The organism is Chryseobacterium sp. UNC8MFCol, from assembly GCF_000482305.1.
GTDB lineage: Bacteria > Bacteroidota > Bacteroidia > Flavobacteriales > Weeksellaceae > Chryseobacterium > Chryseobacterium indologenes.
In genome coordinates this window covers 96,874-117,235 of sequence record NZ_AXUZ01000015.1, presented here as the reverse complement: position 1 = coordinate 117,235, position 20,362 = coordinate 96,874, and the positions used below count along the sequence as shown (strand labels likewise).

Sequence of the window (20,362 nt, the reverse complement as noted above, 5' to 3'; positions counted from 1 at the left end):
TTAACCATGAAAATACATATTAACAGAGAGTCTTTTACAAAAAGATCAGTGCTCTTCGTATGCTTTTTTGCAAGTATGTTCATATTTGCGAGCTTTACGAAAGAAGACCGGCAGAAAGTTCGGTCCTTTAAACTTCGCATGATGGAAAAATATGTCTATCATTCGAAACCAACGGATACAGATTCAGCAGAAAGTTTAGAACATAAAAATCCTGAACATAAGAATGCTGATATCATTAAAAAGGAAAATAAGGAGGAGACAAAGGCAGAAACTCCATTCAAAGTTATATTTCCGGACCATAAAAAAGTGGAACACATTTTTAGTTCCGAAGAAAAACAGGGAACAATCGGAGAATTTTCCGATGAGGAATCTGATAATGCCAAGGATAACTTCTTTACCATTACCATTCCTGAAATAGGGAAACAGAATGTAAAAGCATACCTGGTGTATGATCTTTTCGGATTGAATTCTTACCATTCCGTTTCCAGATCAATCAATAAGAATATTGCTTTTGGTGGAGATATTATTGTGGCAAGCAGCAAGTGGAGTAGTCAAAAAGAAGAAATTCCATTACATTCATTAGAAAAAGGAAAAAATATAATCCTGTTCACTTCTTCTTTGAATGGCGTAAAATATAAGGTGAAAAATGTAAAGATTGTTTTTGAGAACAGTTTTACATCAACAGATCATGTTTCATCATTATTATCAGGCAATAACCTTTACATCAAAGGTGTTGAAAACGGATCAGTACATATTAATGATAAATCGATAACATCTGTAAAAGGTGAATATGAAACTTTAATTGAATTGTCAGAAGCTGATAAAGCAAAAGGTTTTGTTAGGATTGCCGGCTCAACCGGAGTTAAAGAATATAAAATTCCTGAAAATACATCTTCTTTCAAGACGTTGAGTGAAGAAAAATATATGCCCGCTGTTATCAGTATTTCAAAAGATACGGAACATACGGAGGTGTATGAAAAGGCAACACTTTCGATTGCAAAAAATTCAGTAGAAAATATTGCAGGTGTTCAGATTCTTAAACTAAGAAAGAAAGATTATCCGGCCATTTCCGGGGAGATTAAAAACATGACAGCAAATTCTACAGCCTATCGTTTAGAAAACAAGCTGGGAGAACTTACAAAAATGATGACTTTCTCATTCCCTTATGATGAAAAGAAATTAGGAGCAAGGTCAGCAAAAGAATTAAAGGCTTTTTATTTTGATTACACCACAAAAAAATGGCGTGTTGACCCGACAAGTAAGGTTGACACCGATAAAAAAGTCGTTACTGTTGAAACAAAAGGAGACACCGATTATATTAATGGAGTGATCTCGGTTCCGGAATCTTCAAAACTGGAAGCGTTTGCTCCAACAAGCATTAGCGGATTGAAAGCTGCTGATCCAACAGCGGGCCTACAATTGATGGAAGTGCCTACAGCAACACAGAAAGGTGATGCCAGTGCCAATTACCCAATCCGTGTACCTTCAGGGATTGGAGGATTACAACCTTCACTATCGATTGGCTACACCAGTGCAGGAGGAAACGGATGGATGGGAGATGGTTGGAATATCAATGGTTTGTCAGCCATCACGGTTGATGCCAGATGGGGCACACCGGTATTTGACGGAGGTAAGGAAACAGAGTTATATTCTTTAGATGGTGAGATGCTCGTATATCCCAACGAATATCTTCCTCACAGGCATAATGATGTAAGTGAAAACAATGCAGCCATTACTACAGAAAAGCAGCTAAGAACTTCTTACAGCAATAATAGTGTAAAGCAATTTTACTTAAGAAAGAACCATGACTTTACCCTTATTGAAAGAATAGGAACGAGCCCCAATAATTACACATGGAAAGTGACCTCTACCGACGGAACCAAAAGATATTATGGAGGTTCATCAGACGCTGTGCTTTATTCAGGAAGCGGTATTGCCCATTGGGGACTTCGAATGGTAGAAGATGCCCATGGTAATACGATGGAGTTTACCTATTATAATGAATCCGGAGGCGGTGGGACATTTTTTCAGATTAAGAAGATCGCTTACGGGAAAAATAAAGATTATACGGTCAACTTCAACAAAGAAGCAAGCATTACCAGACAGGATGTGACTACGAATGCAAAACAGGGGATGATAAGATCGGAACCTTATTTGCTAAAAAGTGTTGAGGTAAAATACAAAACCGAGCTGGTAAGAACCTATAAAATGGATTACATGGAAGGCGAGTTCTTTAAAACACTTTTAAAGAGAATTTATATTGTCCCGAATAATCCGTGTTCTACAACGCTTCCTCTTGCAAAATCTGCCGGTGATGGTAAAGATTCGGAAACCCAAAAGACTGAAAATACAGGCACTGCAAGCAGAGAAAGAGATATGGATGACGGAACCGGCGGCGGAGGCGGTGGTCCTGGTGGTATTGAGCCTACTTGTAACGAAATTTCAGACAGCTATACTTTTGAATACTATGATGATGTAAAAGACGCGCAGGGAAATGTTAGAATCTTTGGCCCTGATACCGGAATAAGTCTCCAGAATGATAAAGAAGCGTATTCAGGATTCGTACGATCTTTAGTTACTCCTTCTAAAATTAATGGAAACATCAGTTCTGAAACCGGATTTAACGCCAGAATTGCCGCGGGATTAAATTTCTATACACCTTCAAGTGATCCTTATGGACATCTGATGTTTGGTTTTCCGTTTGGAAGCTCGAAGGCAAAAGCAAGAAATGCTCAGCAGTTGGTAGATTTCAATGGAGATGGTATCCAGGATATGATCTACAGGGTTCCTGATGATGGGTTGTACCTGAGAACCGGGAAATTAGATGATGCAGGAAATCTGAGTTTTAATAAATCTGAGCGAATCGGAAATTATACCGGAGGTGATTTTAATTACACAGAAACCAGTACCAGTAATAGTGGGTGGGATATGGGAGCAATGGTTTATAGCAAATCTGAAATCGGATCATCAACTCAAGGTACCACAAAGACTTATCTGATTGATGCCAATTCCGATGGTCTTATGGATATTGTCAACGATGGACAGGTATGGTTCAACAGATTCAGTTCCGGAAAATCTGAAATGACTCAGCATTCTGAGTACACAGAAAATATGGTAGTAAAAGCAAAGGCAATCCAGGCTCCGGTAAGAGAGTGTGGAGATCCGGGACAATATCCGTATCCTTGCCCTGAGGAACCGGTAAAAAACCTGATTGATATTAATGATGTTGTAAAAGTATGGGTAGCACCAAAAGATGGGTATGTCAGGTTTGCGGATACTGTTTCAATAGAATCAAGCCCGATTGATAGGTCTGGCTCAATGTATTATAGTGTCGAGATAAAAAATCCTACTCCGATGAGTGGAACAACAGATACTTTTACGAATACCAGAATATATTTAAAGAAAATTCGTTCAACGTTCGGTATCCAGGATATTGTAATCAACAAATACAATGACTTCTATTCTGAAATGCAGTCCGTTGAGGTAGATTCTAATTATGCTATTCCGAATGGTATCAATAATCCTGATAGATTGTTTGTAAAAAGTGGAGAGAAGATTTATGTGAGAGTACATAAAAATACAGTTAAGGATATTCCTGTATATTCAAATCCTGTCATTACTTATGTAGATCAACATGGTAATGATATTCTCAATACAACTGAATTGTCTCAGGATCAGTTTCTATTAAATAACGGAGATTACAGCAATAATTTTTTACTAAACAATGCCTCTGCACCGATTCTTCTGGATGCTCCCGGAACTGTTGCTATTACTATACCGTCCTTTACATTCCCTTATTTATCTGATAATGTAAAATTCAGAGTGGTAACTGAAAAGGTTAACTCAGGAACCATTACTGATTTAATTACTCCTGAGATTTATAATCAATCGAATCTTGTAACACAAGCTCATACATTAAATCTAACAGTAAATGCAGGTGAACCTGTTTATCTTAGATTTATTGTTGAATCTGATTCTTTTACCAATTTTGGCGGTGCGAATTGGAATAATATCACGGTCAATTATATCGCTTCCGTAAATTATGGTACTGGCAGTGCGACTGCTAATTGGCAGGGCGTTGCAGAGTATCCATCTTTTGTTGTTACAAAACTAGAACCCCAATTGGATATCAACAATGTTCCACACAATATTTTACTAGGCGGCAGCTATAATTTTGGGATCCAGATTAATAAAAATGTTACCAATTTCTCCAGTTTAGGAACAGGCTCATTCTATTATATCATCAAGAAAGGAAACCAGGTTCTTGCTAAAAGAAGGGTTATTGTTTCTCATACCAATAATACTCTTATTGAAGAAGATATGATAGCTGGCCAACCTGTCTCTGGGGTTAATCCTATTGTATTTTATACAGGAGAATCTGTTTTTTTTCCAGGTGATACTAGTCATTTGGTAACGGTAGCGGTATACTGTAAAACAGGAGGAGATTATGCATTATTTAATAAATATTCTGAATACTTTTCAGGAAGACCATTTAATGTATATTATGATAATGTCAATTTGTATGGCACTACTACTGCTACAGCTGTTAATACTGCAATGTATAATACAAAATCTTTCTTTTTTAATAACTGGGGGCAATTTGTGTACAAAGCGGGTAACCTTTCAGATTATCTGTATGGGTGGCCTATTAATTATGGAGCTTTTGATACGCCAACCGCGAATCAGAATACATATCCGGCATGCCAAGATCCGAGTATTGCTAATAATCACGATGCTTTGGTAAATTGTATTTTAAATGAAACACCGAACCCCAATGCAGGTAATAATGCAATTTTCTCATCTGTAATATTGATGAAACCGGCATTTACAAGAGTCGGTAGATTTAAAATGGAGGTTTGGGCAGGTTCGGCACCTGGCCAAAATTCATCAGGTGGTGGCTTCAGTACTAACGACAATGTAAGTTATTTTATTGATCCGGTTCCTACCGTACCAACGGCAGTCCCTACAACATATGTTTCAGGTCAGCTTTCTGTAGATACTACCATGAAGGCTATCAACAAAGATCAAAGAAGCAGGGCAAGAAATAAAACACAAGGGGGAAGCTTAGGTCCTGTGAGTGGAGGAAACTCGATAACCGACCTTGATTATAGCGTAGAAAATCAGACATTTTCTGATATGAATGGTGATGGATATCCTGATATAGTTTATCCGAGATCGATGCAATTTACCAACGCTACAGGAAGTTTGGAAGATATCCAGGTTAATTCGTACGGAGAGCCAACCCAGTCTTTAAGTTATCAAAAAAATAACTCTGCCGGATTCTCTTATAATGCATTCTCAGTAACAGGAAGAATCGGAGCACATGGCAGTAATGGAACTTCCACACAGCCTGATACCGGAATTCCATGGTCCGGAAGTGCATCGGTAAGTGCCAGCCTTAATCAGTATTATGATTCTTATGATGCAGGCGGATCATTCTGGATGGATATTAATGGAGACGGGCTTCCTGACAGGGTAACGGGAGGGAATACCCAATATATGAGAGTTGCTTTAAATTTGGGCAAAAGCTTAGGGGGAGCCTCAATTTATCCAAATATCCTTACTTATCGTTCTCACCCAAAAGCTGGTGCTAGTATTTCTTTGGGTGGAGGGCTTGGATCTTCTGCCAATCTGGGGGCTTTGTCAAGTTTTGGATTTGGGATTAGTGCTGGTGTAAGTGCTTCAGCCTCAATAGGAACTGCGGATGTGGTATACGAAGATATAAACGGAGACGGATTGATTGATCTTCTTCAGGTTGCGTCAAACGGTGCGACAACAGTAAGGTACAACCTTGGAAATAAATTCGATACCGGAATGCCTTTGATAAAAAGCGGAGGAAATATTGACTTTTCTGACGAAACCAGATCATATAACGGATCCTTCTCTTTCGGTGCAAACTATATGTTCAACATGGGGCCCATTACCCTTATTCCACCTGTCGTTGTATTGATTCTTTGGATTAAAGCAGGAGGTGGTGCCAATGTAAACCTGGGAATGAATGTTACCGAAACAAGAAAAACATTCAGGGATATGAATGGTGACGGATTTACAGATTTAGTTCAGGATACAAACAGTGGATTTATCGTTAATTACTCACAAATAGGAAGAACAAACAAATTAAAAACAATTACTAATTCCTTCTCAAAAGGAACCTTCGTAATGGATTACCAGATCTCCAGAGCAAATTATGACAATCCACATGCTAAGTTAATTGTAAAAGACATCAGCATTTTAGATCCCGATGCATTTTCAAAAAGTTATACAACGGAGAGCGGGTCTAAAATGCAAACCAGATATGAGTTCCGAAACAGGAAATATGATAGAAGAGAAAGAGAAGATTTCGGGTTTGATACAGTCATTAAAAAAGAGATCAATAATGGTTCAACGGAAAGACTCTCTACTGATTTATACTTTAATAATACTTATTTGTTAAATGGTTTAATTAAGCAGAGTACCGTACAAAGTGGGAATGGAAGCTATTTATCTGATGTGAAGTATAATTACAAATTGAGAAAATTTATGTATAGTACGACACTGATCAATCTAAGCTCAGATCTACCTTTTGACTATGACAGTGGAGGTAGAGAAGGGAGAAAAATGGCCATTGCTTTACTGGATGAAAAAGTGAAAACAGCTTATGAATCCGGGGGAAGTATCGTTACTAAAGAAAAATTTACCTATACCACAAAAGGCCTTGTTGAAAAGTATCAGTATACAAGCCCTTCTACATCTTATAATACCAGAATAACATATCAGGCTATTGATAATAATATTATTGGAGTTCCTACCCTTGTTGAGGTGTATGAAGGAGCTACCAATTCGCAATTATTAAGAAAAAGAAGTGCTGAAAATATCAATTTGAGCAACGGCGATGTGGGAAGATATAAAATGTTTGACGGATCTGTTGATATCATTACCGACGTCAATTACAATAATGCAGGAAACATTATAAAAGTTACCTATCCGGAAAACAGCAACACAAGCGCTGTACAAAGGTATTCAATTAATTATACCTATGATGATGCCGTAACAGGCAAGTATGTGACAGAGGTTAAAGATGTTTTCAATATTAAATCATCAGCAACATATAACCCGCTTTTCGATGTTGTAACGAGAAAAGTTGATACAGGAGGAAATGCTATGGTCTTTACCTATGATGGTTTCGGAAGAACGAGAACGATCATGGGACCAAATGAAATAGCCAGTGGAGCTACAGTTCCGACCGTAAAGTATAGATACTGGTTTGATCATGCAGATATTCTCAATAGCGATTCTGCCATAAAATTGTATAGAGCCTCTACTTCCAATTACGATCCGGAATATGCCAGCTCAGGTAATACCATCATGACAGATACCTATTCTGACTTCCTGGGAAGAATTGTACAAACGAAAAAAGATTTTGAATGGTCCGGATATGAATCAAGATCAGTATCAGGAAGAACAGTGTATGATGATCTGGGAAGAGCAGTTAAACAATACCATCCTGTAATGGAAGCGTTGACGAATCAGGCTTTGAATGCCGCAAGTAATGGTGCTTCTACGAATAGTGCTTATGATAGCCGGGATAGAGTAGTTTCATTTACAGATGAAGATGGTGTGACAACAAAAACCAATTATGGTATTGATAATGAACTCTTCAAAACAACACAGGAGACATCAAACCAAAAATCGGAAACCTACACCAATGCAGAAGGAAAAATAGTACAGAAAGATGATTATCTGGACTCTACGCCGCTTTCAACACTATTCGGGTACAATACAATTGGTGAACTTGTCGAGGTAAGAGATCCCGAAGGAATTAAAACAAGATATTCTTATGATCTTGCCGGAAGACGCATTCTGCAGGAACATCCTGATAAAGGAAGAACTACTTATGAATATGATCCTTCCGGAAATCTGGTGAAATTAGAAACTGATAACCTGATTAATGATCCTGGTATCAGTACACACTTTATCCAGTATAAATATGATTACAACAGGTTGGTGGGAATTGTTTTACCTGACTTGCCATCCGGCGATCCCAATCCAAACAATGTATCCTACGAATATTATCCTTCAACACCGGGGAATAATGCAGGAAGACTTCGTATTAAAGACGAAGGCTCAGGAAGTACAAAATATACGTACGGAAGAATGGGTGAAGTCCTTTCGGAAGTAAGAGTGATACGAGGGTATCATATCCCTGAGATGTATTTTAAAACTTCATTTAACTATGACAGTTGGAACCGTATTACGAAAATCAAGTACCCGGATGATGAGATTGTTTCTTACCATTATGATAAAGGCGGAATGCTTAAATCTGTGAATAATAATAACGGAGAAATCTATATAAACAATGCCAACTACGATTATTTTGATCAGCGTTTAGCAATTACTTACGGTAACGGAACTTCTCAGTCATACGGATACAATTCCGCTAACAGGAGACTGGATTATTATAATCTAAATGGCCCGTCTTCTCAAATGTTGCAGAATAAGTACAAATATGATGAGTATTCAAATGTTGTTAAAATTACAAACATTGCAAATCCTCAGGGGAATGGTATGGGAGGAGCCTTTGATTTCGAATTCGGTTATGACACCTTAAACAGGCTGGTTGGAACAGGAACAAGGAAAATCATCTTAGATGGTGAAAATCAACCGATACCTACTTCTAATTTTGCTCAGTCAACGTATGAACTTGAGATGCATTACAATAATGTTGGAGGTATTACCGGAAAAAGACAGCATCACGAAAGAGACCAGGTTGTTGTAGCTGAAAATACCTATGAAAACCATTATAAATATGTTGATAGTACTCATAAACTTGATAGGGTAGATGACGCTTCAACCGGAAATATTGAATTATTTGGTTATGACTACAATGGAAATGTCATTGAGCATAAAGATCCGAACGGAACAAGAAAAATGTTCTGGGATGAGCAGGACCGTATGCGGGCATTCTATAATGATAATACAGGAGTCTATCAGTATTATACCTATGATGACAAAGGGGAAAGAGCAATTAAATACGGATTGGAAGTTCCGGCGCAGCTCTACCAGAACGGAGCACCTGTAGGTATCGATGATTTAAGATTGATTGATTATAAACTGTATCCGAATCCATATATAACAGTGAGTTCCTCAGGTCAGTATACGAAACATTATTATGATGGTTCAAAAAGATTTGCAAGCAGATTAATCGATGATACCAGAAGATTTGAAGATCCATCCGTTTTATACACTAATAGAACAGCAGGAGATAAACCTGAAAAGAAAGCGGATGCAGAAGCAGATTTTAAAACGTATCTTGAGAAAACGGATTTAGGAGGAAACGTCTCTGTTGAACTAAGAGAGGAATATCAACATACAGGTTTATATTATCTGCATGGAGATCATTTGGGAACAGCAAATTTTGTAACCAACTCTCACGGGGATACAACACAATTTTTCTTAAATTTACCATTCGGAGAAACTATGCTGGAACAAATGGATGGATCCTATAACAATCCATACAAGTTCAATGGAAAGGAATTGGATGAAGATACAGGACTGTATTATTATGGAGCAAGATATTATAATCCGAGATTGAGTATCTGGTATGGAGTGGATCCGCTGGCTGTGCATAATCCTGTCATGGAGAAAGAATTCTATGGTGATGGGCAACACAATGGAGGTGTATATTTTTGGGGGAACCTGAACCCATATACATATACGTATCAGAACCCGATTGTTTTTGTAGATCCAAACGGAAAGCAATCTAAATTTATGGAGGTTTTGAATGATAATGCGATTGCTTTAGAAACTATAAAACAATATAGAGGCGATATAAATAAGACAGCCCAAAAATATAACATTTCTAGCCAAGCTATTGCAAGTATTATTTTTCAAGAGAAATCAGCTGGTGTAAGAGGAAGTCTTGCAAATATTTACTCAAAGTATTTAAAGGCTGACAAGACAACCTCTTTAGGGCTTGGTGAAATTCAAGTACAAAAAGCGATTGAATTGGATAATAAAGAAGGAATGGGATTAGATATCAAAAACCAGCAACATATTGATTGGACAATTCAATCTTTAGAAGATCCTAAAATGTCAATTGATTATATTGGAAAAAATATTAAGGATATGGAAGAATATGTTGGAAGACCTTTAAGTGTACAGGAAGTAACTTTTGGGCATAATGCCGGAAAGAAGTCATTAAAAGATAATTTACCTATTGACAAACAAGGAGGAAATAGAGTCTCAAAAAGATCTATAAATTATCAGGGAGCAATTAAAGATGCACTAAACGGAAAATTAAATTTTAAATCTGATGCAGAACGAAACAAAAAATAAATTTATGAAATTCTATTTTTTATTTATAATCTTATTTCATTTTTTTACATTAATTGGGTTTTTGTATTTTACAAAAGGTCTAATGTATGAGATTAATAATGGTCGTAATGTTGGATTTACAAATGATTTGGAAAGTTCGGGGCAAGAAGATAATTTTATATTTTGTGTAATGTTAATTTTTATTGATATGGTTAGTATAATACTTTTACTTACTAATAAAAGCATAAATAAAAATTTACACATCTTTTTAATATTTTATTCATTATTATCTTTTTTTCCAATTTTGTTTATTCAAGAAGGAGATATATTATTAACTATCCAAAAGAACAGTAATTTGTTTTTAATGCTAATATTTATAATTCCAACTTTAATTATATTGTATTGTATATGTAGATTTTTTTTAAGACTTGCAAAGAAAATATGATATAAAGAAAAATGCTAGCTCCACACGATAAAATCGTGCGGCACAAAACAAACAGCCACTGCAATTGCAGTGGCTGTTTACTTTAAAGTTATAAAAAAGTCTTTGATTTTTTGGTAATAAAACGTTTGTCGGTGATTTTAAAACCATGAATTTATCTTTTCAATTATACAAACACAAAAGCCTACCCTGCATACACAAGGTAGACCAATAGTTGACTAAATTGATTTCTTATTTCGGATATACCGATGCAATAAACTGCTTATCGGTAGCAGATAAAACCGTATTGTTTCCTACACTGAATCCGTTTGTAGTAAGATCAGAGCTGATGCTGTAGTGCATAATTGACAACTTGTCGTAAGCACTATATTGTGTTTGTGAAGTGGAATACTTTGCAAAAAGATTATTATCTACCTGAGCCTGAGTCCAGTAATTCGGATATCCTGCATAATAGGCATATACTTTTGGCTTATCCCATGGAATAGCCGCCAAAGGATGCTGGTGTTCATGGATCATACCCAAAGCATGTCCGAATTCATGGATCGTTGTTCTGCTGAATTCTGTATCACTTGTATTGTCGTTGAACCAGCCAAAGTTCATCGTTTCCTTATTGGATGCAATATTAAGAGCATCCTTACCGATATATGAATAAGAGCCTGCTCCGGATGTAAAAGTGACACGAATCTGTGCCGATCCACTGGTGACAAATTTAAAAGTAATGTTAGCATACTGTGACCATTGTTGTGCATATTGCATTACTTTATTGCGTACCTTGGTAGTACCACCGGACAGAAGTACTGTCAGAACAGTACCGTTAGGCCATTTTTTACTGGTAACGACTGCTCCCTTAGAGGCCGTTCCGGGAATATAACCTTCTCCCGGAAGATAAACATCTTTACACATTTGTGTATTTTCAAAACCTGCGGGGATATCTGCTTTTGGTACCGCTTGCAGCTCTGATACATTTTGTGCCTCCGCGGATTTTTCTTCTACATTTTCATTAGTATTACATGCTATCATAGCAAGTGAAATAAATGATCCAAACAGGATCTTCTTGTGTAGTTCCATAATTGTAATGTTTTATTTAGTTAAATGTGTGGGTAAATCTTAATATAATTGACAATGAAATAACGATATAATTTCATTATTCTTATTCAAATCTATAATAAAAAATCATTTTTACATTTAATTTTTTTTTGTAAATTAACTTTTAGTTAACATCTACATACATACTACACGTCTCTGAATCCTCTTCTGTAGGGAGATATCACTAAAGAGAGAAGTATAAAATCAGATTCTGAAAAAAGAAGTGAAATCAATTTTTTTTTGTTCAAAAAGAAGGTTTTGATTAATAAAATTTACATTTTACTGAGTACAACTATTTTTAATTATCCAAAAATGAAGAAAAAAATATGGATAATTCTCAAAATAAAGACTGCTCAGCAAATGAATTTTATTAAGAAAACCGATTAAGCAAAACACTATGTATAGATAAAAAGCCGGAATTCTCAGAATTCTGGCTTTATTTTGTGCTTGAGCCTATAAATAATAAATATATATCTTGATTCTTTAGTTTATTTATGCTCTACATGTGATCGTTTATTTACTCTTGTTTTGAGGATGCGCACTGTCAGATACCGCAGCATTGATGTTACCACTGGCATTTCCTGTGTTGTTATTACTGGTTTTTCTGCCTCCTATGTGGGTTTTGGTGTTAATACTATCTTTGGCCCTTGTACTGTCCGCAGAATTTTGCGGCGTAGGAGTTACAGAATCAGTGTAACTTTTCTGCACTGTGGTTGAATCGGTAACAGACACATTGTTTTGTGTGTCATTTTTCTTGCATGCCAAAATCAAAAAAAACATAGCAATAATGGATAAGAACAGATTTTTCATATAATATTAAATTAGGGTGTAAAAATTTTAATGACTCAAAATTCACTATTTATTCTCTACAATTATATGAGCATAATAAATCACAGCGGGTTTGTATTATTTTTTTTTCTCCAATTGTGAGGGTTAACTTGTCTTTTAAAACAAATTAAAATTAAATGATATGGATTTAAAAATTCTTTCAATAGTCTGGGGTGTAAAAAACCTCGAGAGAGCGATTATCTTTTGGTCGGAAGCTTTAAATTATCGATTAAAATATGATCCTGAACCTGACTTTGCAATTTTGATTCCCATTTCCGGTCCGGGTATGCAGTTGTCATTGAAACTGACTGCTTCAGACGAACCTAGAAGACACCATATGGATCTCATTACTGAAAATCAAAAAGATGAAGTAAAACGTTTACTGAATATCGGAGCAACGAAAATGGAAGGCTGGAATTATGAACAGGACGCTGATTATGTGGTGTTGCTAGATCCGGAAGGAAATTCTTTCTGCGTAGTACAAGCTTGATGAGTTTGGCAGATTAATTGTTGATTTAAATAGAAGTATTTAAAAATCACCACTTTAAATTTATTATTATGAAAAATTTTGTTGTAGCAATTTTTGCTGTGGCCGCTTTGGTAGCCTGCAAAAAAAACGAAACCCCGTCTTCCGGAAATACCACTGTATCTCCATCAGCTGAATCAGGGATGACGGTAAGTGACTCGACGAAGATCTCAACCCCAACTGATACAATCAATTCTCTCAGCGATCAGGATAAGGAATTTGCAGATGATGCTGCAAAAGGAGGGATGCTGGAAGTTATGCTTGGCAAACTGGCAGAAACCAATGCTTCTAATCCAGCGGTAAAAGCATTAGGAGCAATGATGGTTAAGGATCATACTCAGGCTAATGATGAGCTCAAAAAGTGGGCATCCACAGTAAATTATAATTTACCGGCAAATCTTGATACTGAGAAACAAAAAATGTATGATGACCTGAAAGCTAAAAAAGGTAAAGATTTCGATAAGGCTTATGCAGATCTTATGGTGTCGGACCACCAAAAAGATATAGAAGAATTTAAAAAAGAAGCTTCTGAAGGTACAGAAACGGCACTGAAATTCTTTGCGTCTAAAACCCTTCCGACACTGGAACATCATTTAAAAGAATCAGAAAAGGCTAAAGCTGCCGTGAAATAATGTGTTTTTATAATGTGTCGAGTCAATAATATCTTTTTATTATTGAATTCCCTGAATATTATCTTATATCAAATATTGAACTCCTCTTTCTAAGGGGAGTTCTTATGCTATATTGCGAATGATATCCGGGCAATGAGGCGTATCTTTTCGGCAGGTTATTTATTCTTTCTTTTTATATTCTTCAATTTTCTTAAATTGATCATAAGATTGCTTCAGCTGATGAAGTTGCTCAGAGACGATGCTGATGTCTTTTTCACTAAGATTTCCACTGTCTATTGCATTTTGGAAGGCTTCAATGGCTGCTTTTTCACCAAATACCACATTTTCTAACGTAGAATTTTCCAGGTTGCCTAGGGTAAATGAATTTTTAATGTCAATCCAGGTCCTGTGAACAGTACCACTGATGGAAGGAGAATCCTCGGGACTTCCTTTTTTTTCGATAATCAGGTTGATGAGTTCGTTTTTCATAATTTTGGACTGAGAAATCATCCGGTCATAATCATCTTTGATATCGGGGTACATTTCCCAGATTTTTCCTTCCACTTTTGAGAAACCTTCAATTCTGTCATTCATGATATGAAGCAGATCATTGAGTACTGATATGTTTTTCTGATTGTCCATATGTTTTTTTTTAATGGGATTTTTTTCTGAATATAAATAAAGTAGTAGCTGTAATATTATTTTATAACTTTATTATGTTGTTATATAATCATTTAGACGTTTTTCTTTACGACTGTGATTTCTCCGGTAGATTCTACATAAACATATTTGACGAGTTCCGGATTGTCAGTTAAAGCTGATTTTCTGATACCCTGTAAAATATCCTCTTTACATACAAGGGCTTTGTTCATATTGGAAAATAAAAATTGTCCGTCTTTAAAAACCAATATCTTTTTTCCTTCTACTATATGGTTAAAAGATGCTTTTTTTATTTTAAGCCAACTTATGAAACGATGCAGCAATACAATCACCAGGCAGGTAGAGACCACAGGTATAAAGGGAGAAGCGCCAACAACTGCCCGGCTTAGAATGGCGCCAAGCAGGATGACAATAATGTTGTCCAACGGGGAGCGTATTCCAAAAGATCTGCGACCGGAAACCCGTATTAGCAATAGCGCAATGATAAACACAGCAATTCCGCGAGTTCCCATCTGAACGGTATCTAATGAAGTTCCTATACCCCAAATTTTTTCCAGAATATACATAGGCAAAATTTTGAAATAAAAATTAGAAATAGGGAAGCTGGAGGTTGTCAATACCATCACAAATCATCTTAGACTTCAAAAATTATAAACTTTTAAGGTTTAAGATATTGATTAAAATACGTGAGCTGTATCACGGCTCACGTATTTTTTTCTGTAAGTCTTATTTATTTGCTTTCTTCCAGGGTTTCAAATTTTCTGTAGGAAGATTTAAGATGATGAAGCTGATCACTCACTACCGTTGTGCTTTGAGGACAAAGATCACCACTGTCTAAAGCGTCTTCATAGGCTTTAATCGCTGCTTTTTCTCCAAAAACTACATTTTCTAAGGTAGATTCAGTCTTATCGCCGGAGAACGAATTCTTTACGTCAATCCATGCTCGGTGTAATGCACCAGCTGTGCTTGTCGTATTATCAGGATTGCCTCCGCGTTCAGTGATGAGCCTGATGAGTTCAGTTTTCATAACCTGAGATTGTGCTACCATCTGATCATAGTCGCTTTTTAGTGATGTGTGGGTATTCCATACCTTATCTTCCACTTTTTTAAATCCTTCAATCCTGTCGTTGGTAATGTTCAGTAAATCATTGAGTACTGACACTGTTTTTTCATTGTTCATATTATTTATTTTAAAGGTGTTTAATGGATTGTAGTGCTGTCTGTATCATCTGGTCGACAGTAATCCCTATATAAGTATTTTCGAAAGCTTAGCTGCAATATCAATGAATATCAAAGCTACAGAACTTTAAAATCACAGCCTATGATCGTGATCATAAGTCCGATATATCAGGGTGAGTTGTATAATAATAAACCCTCCGGAAAAGGAGGGTTTATCAGTGCTAGAACAAAAAGTAATGATGAAAATTTAGTAATATCAAATGTATTGATAATGTATTTTATGCATTATGAGTACAATCATAATGTTAATTTTTATGTTAAAAATGAGTTTTTGTGGTATATGTGTGAAAAATAAATCATTATTATGATAGTAATCATAAAGCGTGAGGTCTGAAGTCTCTACCTTTGACTCATACACATTACAAAATTTATTTACTATGAAAGTACTTATAATACCTATGTTGTCTACGGAGTATTTACGTACACATCATTAATCTAAATATAAAAGACCGTGTAGTTTTCTTTTCGGCGGTCTTTTTGAAAAATGCCATAAGGTCGGGCATTACATAAATAATGATAGAACATCCAACTGTTATTGCTGTCTAATACTAGTCACGGCCGGCAATAATCATCACTAAATATTAATATAAAAAATTCAGTTATGAACACTAGAAATTCAAGAAACCGCAGTTCAAGAGGAGGGTCAAATTCATCAAGTAATCTTGAGGAAGTTTATCAATTAGGATATGATCATGGGTATAACGATGCATCTCAAGATGAAGATTATGATGATGATTTCTCAGATTATGAAAATTATTTTGATGACGACTACGATAACGATTATGATGACGACGAAGATTACGATGATGACGAAGATTATGATGACGATTATGATGATGACGACGAAGATTACGATGATGACGACGACGACGACGATGATAACCGGGGTGGAAGAAGCCGTGGAAACAGAGGAAATGGAAATCAGCAGAGAGACAGCCAGGGTAGATTTACTTCCGGAGGAGGAAGAGGAGGTTCCCGCGGACGTTCGGGTTCTGGCTCTAGATCCGGTTCTGGCTCTGGCTCACGTTCAGGCGGCAGGAGTAGATCATCTTCTTCAGGAAACGGTACTTCAAGAAGAGGTTTTGCATCTATGAGCAAAGCTGAACGTACAAGAATTGCCAGAATGGGTGGGGAAGCCTCTCATGGAGGTGGAAGATCATCAGGTTCAGGCTCAAGATCAAATTCAGGAAGCTCAAACTCCGGTAGAGGAGGTTCAAGATCCGGTTCCGGTAACGGTAACAGTTCAGGTCGTGGTTCAAACTCAGGTAACGGTACTTCACGAAGAGGTTTTGCATCTATGAGTAAAGCAGAACGTACCAGAATTGCAAGAATGGGCGGACAGGCATCCCACGGAGGCGGAAGGTCATCAGGGTCAGGAAGATCCGGTTTTGGCGGCAGACGTAACAATTCATAAACCATTTATAAGATTGCCTCTTTACCCATTATAAAGAGGTAATCTTTTTAATTCATACAACATTTATTAATATTATGGCAACGAAAATATTAGACACCAACAGCATAACAGGAGCATCGGAAAGCATTTCTGCTACCACCAAGAAACCTTCAGCCACAAAGGCCAAGACAGATACTGAAACAAATGAAAATTCCAGTCTTCATCAATTTTTCCTTTCAGCATTAAAAGATATTTATTTTGCTGAAGATGCCATTATAGAAGCTTTGGATAAAATGCAGGAAGCAGCTACCACAGAAGAATTAAAGGATGCGTTTGAAGATCACCAGCTCCAGACCAAAAAACATGTGAGCCGATTGGAAAAAGTATTTAAAATCCTCGACGAAAAAGCTGAGAAAAAAGAATGTGAAGCAATAAAAGGGATTATCAAAGAGGGGGAAGAAATAATAAAATCTACAGAAGACGGCTCAATGACCCGCGATGCTGCTTTGATAATCGCAGCACAAAAAGTAGAACATTATGAAATTGCAACCTATGGAGGGCTCGTTCAGATTGCCCTTACCCTTGGATATGACAAAGCTGCAGATCTTCTGGAACAAACATTAGTGGAAGAAGAAGATACAGATGAACATCTTACCGAAATCGCCGAAAACTATATCAATTTTGAAGCAGAGCAGGAAGATTAATGTTCATATAAGTAAACCACATATTCATACGATATGTGGTTTACTTTTATATGATCCCGGATTAAATGAGTGCATAAACTGGCTATACAATATTCCAGACACATCATCTTATGGAAGATTATTTCACAGGAAGAAAAGAATGCAGAAAAGACGGAAATAATGACATACGGTATTATTATCTAAAATCCATACGTCATTCTCGTTGACTACAAGACCTATTTTATCCTTAGCTTTCTGTTCTGTGATCAGTAGAATGATGAAGTAAATTCAATGATCCACTCCAAAAATTAATAAAGAATCCTCCGTCCGTCAAGTTTTATCGTTTGATTATTGACCATTTTTTTGATGGTCCTTATTACTGTTTCCACTCTTAAGCCCGTAAGGTCAGCGATTTGCTGGCGGGTGAGCTCTACCGGAAAGCATTGCTGGCAATCTTTGTCATAATAGCTTTTCAGATATTCCATCAGACCCTGTAAACGATGAACCGGATCCGAAGAAGCCATATGGCGTACCATCAGACTGTTGTAATACAGTCTTTGGGATAAGCAGGCGTTCATTTCCAGAGAAATGTCAGGGTTTTCCTTGAGCATTTGCAAAAAATTACTTTTCGGCATTCTGATGAGTTCCGTAGTCTCCAGACTTACCGCATTAGTAGGATAAAGCCTGTCGATGAACAAAAGCGGATCTCCAAAACTTTGATTTTTGCCCAGAATATTCTGAATAAATTCTTTACCGCTTTCATGAAATGTATTCAGCTTTACTTTTCCGCTGGTAATCTGAAAATAATAAAGCGAATGCTCACCTTCTTTGTAAATAAACTCTTTCGGTTTAAATCTGATGTTTTCTCCACCAAATGATCGAAGAATATTTTCATCGATATTCATGCAGCTGATTGTTTTTTTCATAGTCGTATTTTTTCCGGAGATAAAATTTTTTCTAAAAATTACAGTAAACAATTTCAATCCTTATGCCATTCATATTTTTATTGCAAAATGTGGTATGAAATGCCTATTCATAATAATTTAAAAATTACTGTTTTTTGAAATATTGTCAGTATTTTTGAAGCTAAATTAGCTATAACTAATTATTGATTTTAACTTCTATGATTTTAATTGTTGATGACAACCAAAGTAACCTGTATTCATTGCAAAAGTTACTTGAATCTAAGGATTTCCATGTAGATACAGCAGGTTCCGGTGAAGAGGCTCTTGGTAAAGCACTAAAAAATAACTACGCTCTGATTATTTTAGATGTTCAGATGCCGGATATGGATGGTTTTGAAGTAGCTGAAACGCTGGCTGATTACAGTAAAACCAAAGAAGTTCCCATTATATTTTTGTCTGCCGTTAATACAGATAAAAAATTTATAACACGGGGTTATGCCTCCGGAGCTAAAGATTATGTGACAAAACCGGTAGATCCTGAAATTCTATTGCTGAAGGTGAAAACATTTTATAACCTTCAGGAACAGAATATTGCGATGAAAAAAACGCAGCAGAACCTGGAGCTTGAAGTAAAAGGAAGAAGGGAATCCCAGGTGACAATGAAGTCTCAGCTTGACCATTTTCATCTGATGCTGGAATCTCTTCCTCAGATCGCATTTACCGTAAAGGCAGATGGAAACATTGATTTTGTTAATGGCAAATGGTACGACTATTCAGATTCCGAGCAACATTTTCCCAAAACTCATCCCGATGATTTAGACATTCTGGAAGAGTTTGAAAGAGCCAGAAAGAGAGGAAAGTCTCTGGAGCTGGAAGTGAGAATTAAAAATGTACGTTCCGGAGATTACAGATATCATTTGCTTCGTGTTACTCCGGTGCATGATGAAGGCCATATTAAAAACTGGGTAGGAACCTTCACCGATATTGACGGGCAAAAGAAGGCCGAGAAGGAAAAAGACGAGTTTTTAAGCATTGCGAGTCATGAATTAAAAACACCTTTAACCAGCATTAAAGCTTACATTCAGCTACTTGACAGGAAACTGAAATTGGATAAAGACAGTTCAGAGGCAGGATTCGTAGCAAAAGCACAAAATCAGATTGAAAAACTCAATACGCTGATCACAGATCTGCTCGATGTCTCCAAAATTGAAAACGGCAAGCTGAAAATTAATAAAAAACCGGTTAATCTCGAAAATGTCATCAGTAATGCAATTGATACCATTCTTCAGACTCATGATGAAAATAAAGTGAAAATTGAACGCCATGGTGTAAAACCGGATATATTGATTCCGCTTGACGAAATCAGGATCGAACAGGTGCTTATCAACTTTTTAACCAATGCCATCAAGTATTCTCCCAATAATAACCAGGTGATTGTCACTACTTTTGTGGATAAGGAAGCCCAGGAAGTAAGAGTCAACGTGACGGACTTTGGAATCGGTATCCCTGACTTCAAACAGGAAGCCGTATTTAAGAAATTCTACCGTGTAGAAGAATCTTCACTGCAATTCCAGGGGATGGGAATCGGATTGTTTATCTGTTCTGAAATTATCAAGCAACATCACGGAAGTGTGGGAGTTTCAAGTATTATTAATGAAGGCTCTACCTTTTACTTTACCTTACCATTAAATTGATT

General features: G+C 36.5%; 12 protein-coding genes. 6 read left to right on the top strand and 6 right to left on the bottom strand.

Annotation, left to right across the window (positions count from 1 at the left end; genetic code table 11):
- Positions 1-6: 6 nt before the first annotated feature.
- Positions 7-10,314 (top strand): SpvB/TcaC N-terminal domain-containing protein, encoded by a 10,308-nt coding sequence (locus M030_RS0109865; protein ID WP_081806319.1) that lies wholly within the window; start codon positions 7-9, stop codon positions 10,312-10,314.
- 652 nt (positions 10,315-10,966) lie between these two features.
- Here M030_RS0109865 and M030_RS0109855 read toward each other — a convergent pair.
- Both M030_RS0109855 and M030_RS0109850 read right to left on the bottom strand, forming a co-directional pair.
- A complete protein-coding gene (locus tag M030_RS0109855) occupies positions 10,967-11,803 on the bottom strand; it encodes a M12 family metallopeptidase (protein ID WP_027373357.1) in 837 nt (278 codons plus the stop codon).
- Positions 11,804-12,334: 531 nt separating this feature from the next.
- A complete protein-coding gene (locus M030_RS0109850; protein WP_027373356.1) occupies positions 12,335-12,631 on the bottom strand; it encodes a hypothetical protein in 297 nt (98 codons plus the stop codon).
- Between the two features lie 160 nt (positions 12,632-12,791).
- Here M030_RS0109850 and M030_RS0109845 point away from each other — a divergent pair, with 160 nt between their 5' ends.
- Complete coding sequence (locus M030_RS0109845) at positions 12,792-13,139, top strand: VOC family protein (RefSeq protein ID WP_027373355.1); 348 nt, start codon at positions 12,792-12,794, stop codon at positions 13,137-13,139.
- 68 nt (positions 13,140-13,207) lie between these two features.
- Entirely contained in the window at positions 13,208-13,807 is a 600-nt protein-coding gene (locus M030_RS0109840) for a DUF4142 domain-containing protein (RefSeq protein WP_027373354.1), read from the top strand.
- Positions 13,808-13,966: 159 nt separating this feature from the next.
- On the opposite strand, the gene M030_RS0109835 is transcribed toward M030_RS0109840, so the two are convergent.
- From M030_RS0109835 to M030_RS23960, 3 genes are all read right to left on the bottom strand, one after another.
- Positions 13,967-14,428, bottom strand: a complete 462-nt coding sequence (locus tag M030_RS0109835) for a PA2169 family four-helix-bundle protein (RefSeq protein WP_027373353.1) — start codon at positions 14,426-14,428, stop codon at positions 13,967-13,969.
- Positions 14,429-14,520: 92 nt separating this feature from the next.
- Complete coding sequence (locus M030_RS0109830; protein ID WP_034722428.1) at positions 14,521-15,012, bottom strand: DUF421 domain-containing protein; 492 nt, start codon at positions 15,010-15,012, stop codon at positions 14,521-14,523.
- Positions 15,013-15,176: 164 nt separating this feature from the next.
- Positions 15,177-15,626 (bottom strand): ferritin-like domain-containing protein, encoded by a 450-nt coding sequence (locus tag M030_RS23960; RefSeq protein ID WP_034722401.1) that lies wholly within the window; start codon positions 15,624-15,626, stop codon positions 15,177-15,179.
- Between the two features lie 660 nt (positions 15,627-16,286).
- On the opposite strand from M030_RS23960, the gene M030_RS0109815 reads away from it, so the two are divergent.
- Complete coding sequence (locus M030_RS0109815; RefSeq protein ID WP_027373350.1) at positions 16,287-17,099, top strand: KGG domain-containing protein; 813 nt, start codon at positions 16,287-16,289, stop codon at positions 17,097-17,099.
- Between the two features lie 74 nt (positions 17,100-17,173).
- Positions 17,174-17,782: a ferritin-like domain-containing protein gene (locus tag M030_RS0109810; protein WP_027373349.1), complete on the top strand. Its 609-nt coding sequence runs from the start codon at positions 17,174-17,176 to the stop codon at positions 17,780-17,782.
- A 287-nt stretch (positions 17,783-18,069) separates the two neighbouring features.
- Here M030_RS0109810 and M030_RS0109805 read toward each other — a convergent pair whose 3' ends face one another.
- Complete coding sequence (locus M030_RS0109805) at positions 18,070-18,687, bottom strand: Crp/Fnr family transcriptional regulator (protein WP_227533059.1); 618 nt, start codon at positions 18,685-18,687, stop codon at positions 18,070-18,072.
- Between the two features lie 197 nt (positions 18,688-18,884).
- Here M030_RS0109805 and M030_RS0109800 point away from each other — a divergent pair, with 197 nt between their 5' ends.
- Positions 18,885-20,360: a response regulator gene (locus M030_RS0109800; RefSeq protein WP_027373347.1), complete on the top strand. Its 1,476-nt coding sequence runs from the start codon at positions 18,885-18,887 to the stop codon at positions 20,358-20,360.
- Positions 20,361-20,362: the final 2 nt, after the last annotated feature.